Source organism: Burkholderia sp. Tr-20355 (genome assembly GCF_017104685.1).
Taxonomy (GTDB): domain Bacteria; phylum Pseudomonadota; class Gammaproteobacteria; order Burkholderiales; family Burkholderiaceae; genus Burkholderia; species Burkholderia seminalis.
The window spans coordinates 1-3,819 of the sequence record NZ_JAAGPK010000313.1; the positions used below are offsets into that span (position 1 = coordinate 1).

At 70.0% G+C, this 3,819-nt stretch carries 5 protein-coding genes and 1 pseudogene; all 6 read right to left on the minus strand.

Translation table 11 applies throughout. The annotated features are described in order from the left end of the window. Positions 1 to 220: PhzF family phenazine biosynthesis isomerase (locus G3N62_RS34720; RefSeq protein ID WP_206141504.1), on the minus strand; the 220-nt coding region annotated here is incomplete at its 3' end. A 13-nt stretch (positions 221 to 233) separates the two neighbouring features. Then, positions 234 to 692 carry a RidA family protein gene (locus G3N62_RS34725; protein ID WP_034190720.1) on the minus strand — a complete coding sequence of 153 codons (459 nt, stop codon included), beginning with the start codon at positions 690 to 692 and terminating at the stop codon, positions 234 to 236. Between the two features lie 42 nt (positions 693 to 734). Continuing rightward, entirely contained in the window at positions 735 to 1,916 is a 1,182-nt protein-coding gene (locus G3N62_RS34730; protein WP_049031287.1) for a PLP-dependent aminotransferase family protein, read from the minus strand. Between the two features lie 152 nt (positions 1,917 to 2,068). Then, positions 2,069 to 2,977, minus strand: coding sequence for a DMT family transporter (locus tag G3N62_RS34735; protein ID WP_034190722.1), 909 nt, complete (start codon positions 2,975 to 2,977; stop codon positions 2,069 to 2,071). Between the two features lie 53 nt (positions 2,978 to 3,030). Beyond that, positions 3,031 to 3,690 carry a VOC family protein gene (locus tag G3N62_RS34740; RefSeq protein ID WP_206141505.1) on the minus strand — a complete coding sequence of 220 codons (660 nt, stop codon included), beginning with the start codon at positions 3,688 to 3,690 and terminating at the stop codon, positions 3,031 to 3,033. 13 nt (positions 3,691 to 3,703) lie between these two features. Continuing rightward, positions 3,704 to 3,819: pseudogene (locus tag G3N62_RS34745) on the minus strand (acyltransferase); the annotation flags it as partial.

Sequence of the window (3,819 nt, forward strand, 5' to 3'; positions counted from 1 at the left end):
TTTCGCCGCCCGTCGTGAAGATCCGGACGCGGTAGTCGGCTTCCGGATCGGTCGGCGTGCAGAGGAACGTCGTTTCCGACAGGTTCGTCCAGCGGGCGATCTCGAGCATGGCGTCGTCGCCGAGCGAATCGGCGTCGAACACCACGGCCAGCGGATTGCCCTTGAACGGCACCGACGAGAACACGTCGACCTGCTTGAAGCGGACGAGGCGGCCGGACATCGTGCCGGGCCCGTTACGCGACTTCGGCGATCAGCTCGATCTCGACGCATGCGCCGAGCGGGATCTGCGCGACGCCGAAGGCCGAGCGGGCGTGCTTGCCGGCGTCGCCGAACACCTCGGCGATCAGCTCCGACGCGCCGTTCGTCACGACGTGCTGTTCCGTGAAGTCGAGCGTCGAGTTGACGAGGCTCATCAGCTTCACGATGCGCGTGACCTTGTTCAGGTCGCCGGTATGCGCGTGCAGCGTCGCGAGCAGGTCGATCGCGATCGCGCGCGCGGCCGCCTTGCCGTCTTCCGTCTGCAGGTCGGCGCCGAGCTTGCCGGCCCAGACCTTGCCGTCCTTCTTCGCGATGTGGCCCGACAGGTACACCGTGTTGCCGCTTTGCGCGCTCATCACGTAGGCGGCGGCCGGTGCGCCGGCGGTCGGGAGCTCGATGCCGAGCGACTTCAGCTTGTCGTAGACGTTAGCCATGTAATCGATTCCTCGTAGAGAGTCGTGACAGGAAAAAGGGGATCAGAGGCGCTCGCGCAGCAGCTTGCCGAGGCGCGCGACGCCTTCCTCGATCTTCTCGGGCGGCACCGTCACGAACGACAGGCGCAGCGTGTTCTGCTGCGCGTCGTCCGCGAAGAACGGCGCGCCCGGCACGAAGGCGACGTGGTTGTCGACGGCCGCGGCGAGCAGCTTCATGCTGTCGATCTGCGCGGGCAGGTTCACCCAGATGAACATCCCGCCTTCCGGGCGGTTCCACGTGACGCCTTCCGGCATGTGACGCGCCAGCGCGCCGAGCATCGCGTCGCACTGCGCGCTGTACAGCTCGCGGATCGTCGGGATGTGCTCGTCGAGGAAGCCGTCCTTGATCACTTCGTGCGCGATGCGCTGCGTGAGCGTCGGCGTGTGCAGATCGGTGGCCTGCTTGGCCTGCACGAGCTTGAAGTGGAGTTCCTCGGGCGCGATGATGTAGCCGATCCGCAGGCCCGGTGCGAGCACCTTCGAGAACGTGCCGAGGTGCACGACGTGGTCGGGCGCCATCGACAGCATCGTCGGCAGCGGTTCGCCGCGATAGTTCAGCGCGCCGTACGGATCGTCCTCCAGCACCGGGAACGGGCTCGACTGCGCGAACGCGGCGAGCGCGCGGCGGCGCTCGACGGGCAGGCGGCGGCCGGTCGGGTTCTGGAAGTTCGGTTGCGCGTACAGCAGGCGCGCGCCTTGCGTGAGTTCGGGCGTCAGGCCTTCCGGCAGCAGGCCCTGTTCGTCGGTCGGCACCTGCACGTAGCGCGGCTCGTACAGCGAGAACGACTGCAGCGCGCCGAGGTAGGTCGGCGTTTCGACCAGGATCGGACTGCCCGGATCGACGAGCGCCTTGCCGAGCAGGTCGAGCGCCTGCTGCGAGCCGGTCGTGATCAGCACCTGCGACACGCGCACGCTGTAGCGCTCGGCGATCCATTCGCGCAGCGGCAGGTAGCCTTCGGTCGCGCTGTACTGGAGCGCGGCGGCCGGCGCGTCGCGCAGCACGCGGTCGGCGGCGGCGCGCATGCGCTCGGCCGGGAACGTCGCGGGGGCGGGCAGGCCGCCGGCGAACGAGATGACCTCGGGGCGTTCCGTGACCTTCAGGATCTCGCGGATCGCAGAGCTCGTCAGCTTGCGGGCGCGTTCGGAAAGCTGCCAGTGCGGCGGATGCAGGTCGCTCGGATTCATAGTCTCCTCGTTCGGATATCGTGGTCAGTCAAGAAAGGTCGTTCGGGCGAATCGTTTCGACACCGCCGGGTGGGCAGGCGCGAGCGCGATCGAGCCTTCGCGGCCGGGTGGGCAAAACCGATCAGGCAAAACAAACATTATGGCGCACCTCATCAACCGGCGCGAGCGGGACGCGGGGCCGTGGCCACCGCCGAGCGGCGCCCGAGCACCACGGTGGCGATCACGGCCGCCGCGAACAGCCACGTCGACGGCGTGACGGTCTCGCCGAACAGCAGGGCGGAAAAGGCGATCGTGAAGAAAATCTGCAGCAGCTGCACCTGGCCGACACGTGCGGTGCCCCCCATCGCGAGCCCCGCATACCAGGCGAAAAAGCCGATGAATTGCGAAAAAAGGGTCACGTAACCGAACGCGAGCCACGTGCGCGGCGCGAGCGGGCCCGGATGCGCGGCATGCTGCATCCACGCGAGCCAGCCGACCGGCAGCACGAGGAACGGCGCCGACACGACGAGCGCCCAGCAGATCACCTGCCAGCCGCCGATCTGGCGCGCGAGGCGCGCGCCTTCCGCGTAGCCGAGCGCGCCGATGCCGACCGCGACGAGCATCAGCGCGTCGCCGGCCTGCAGGGTGCCGCCGCCGTCGCGCAGCGCGAACGCGATCACGAGCGCGCTGCCCGCGACCGCGCTGGCCCAGAACGCCTTCGACGGCCGCTCGTGCGACAGCCACGCCGCGTACAGCGCGACGAACAGCGGCTGCAGCCCGTTGACGACCGCGCCGTGCGACGCCGGCACCGATTTCATCGCCCACGCGGAGAACACCGGATACGCGATGATCACGCCGGCCGACGTGATCGCGAGACTTTTCAGTTGCGCGCGGGTCGGCAGCGCCTCGCGGCGCCACCACAGCAGCAGGCCGGCCGGCACGGCGGCGGCGAGCGCGCGGCCGAGCCCGTTGAGCAGCGGGTTGAGTTCGGACACGACGATTCGCGTCATCGGCAGCGTCAGGCTGAAGATCATCACGCCGATCAGGCCGAGCAGCATGCCCCGGGTTTCGCGCGAATTCATGTGGCGGTGTCTCCGTATTGCAGGTCGTTGTCGTCGGGAACGCGGCGGCGCGTTCAGCGCAGCGTACGGGCGCCTTGCGGCGTATCGAATTCGGCCACGAGCGCGGGCGGACCTTCGCCCGCGTCGAGATCGAGCAGCTGGGCGGCGCCGAGCCAGTCGAGCTGCTCGCGGATGACGTCGGCACGCGGGTGGGTGCCCTTGAGCGCCTTCAGCGCGACGCCGTTGCCCGGCAGCGACTCGGCCGGGTGGCGCGGGCTGTCCCACTGGATCAGCGACGGCGCGAGCCCGTCGCCCGAGCCTTGCCAGGCGGGGAAGCTGCCGTCGTCGGGCACCGTGAGGCCCCAGCGCAGGTCGCCGCGGCTCATCGCGACCACGGGCGCGATGCGGGCCGGGTACTGGCTCTGCCACAGGGCAAGCCGGCGCGGGCGGTCGACGCGCGCGACCCAGTGCGCGAGGAACGGGCCCTGCGCGAGCCGCGCGTGCATCGCCGGATCGTCGAGGCCGAACAGCCGTGCGCGCGGCGGCTTCGCGCCGTCGTCCGCGGCAGGCGCGTCGGGGTCGATCGCGATCACTTCGAGGTAGAGCCCGCCCCACGCGCCGAACAGCGCATTGTGGGTCCGCATCAGCGGGTGGCGGCCGCCGCCGGCCGGTTCGATGCCGAGCGCGTCGGCGACATGGCGAACGCCTTCGTCGAGCGTGCGCGCGGCGATCACGAGATGGTGAAATTCAGGCGGTCGTGCCGGCGGCTGCCGGCAGCGCGCGGCGTGCGGGGCCGCGCGTCAGGCGCCGTTCGAAGCCGTACCAGCTCAGGGTCGCGTAAGCGAGCGTGATCGCCAGCGCGA

Bases quoted from the DNA above. Each gene is read 5' to 3' on its own strand.
- G3N62_RS34725 (WP_034190720.1), bottom strand. From the start codon at position 692: ATGGCTAACGTCTACGACAAGCTGAAGTCGCTCGGCATCGAGCTCCCG.
- G3N62_RS34730 (WP_049031287.1), bottom strand. From the start codon at position 1,916: ATGAATCCGAGCGACCTGCATCCGCCGCACTGGCAGCTTTCCGAACGC.
- G3N62_RS34735 (WP_034190722.1), bottom strand. From the start codon at position 2,977: ATGAATTCGCGCGAAACCCGGGGCATGCTGCTCGGCCTGATCGGCGTG.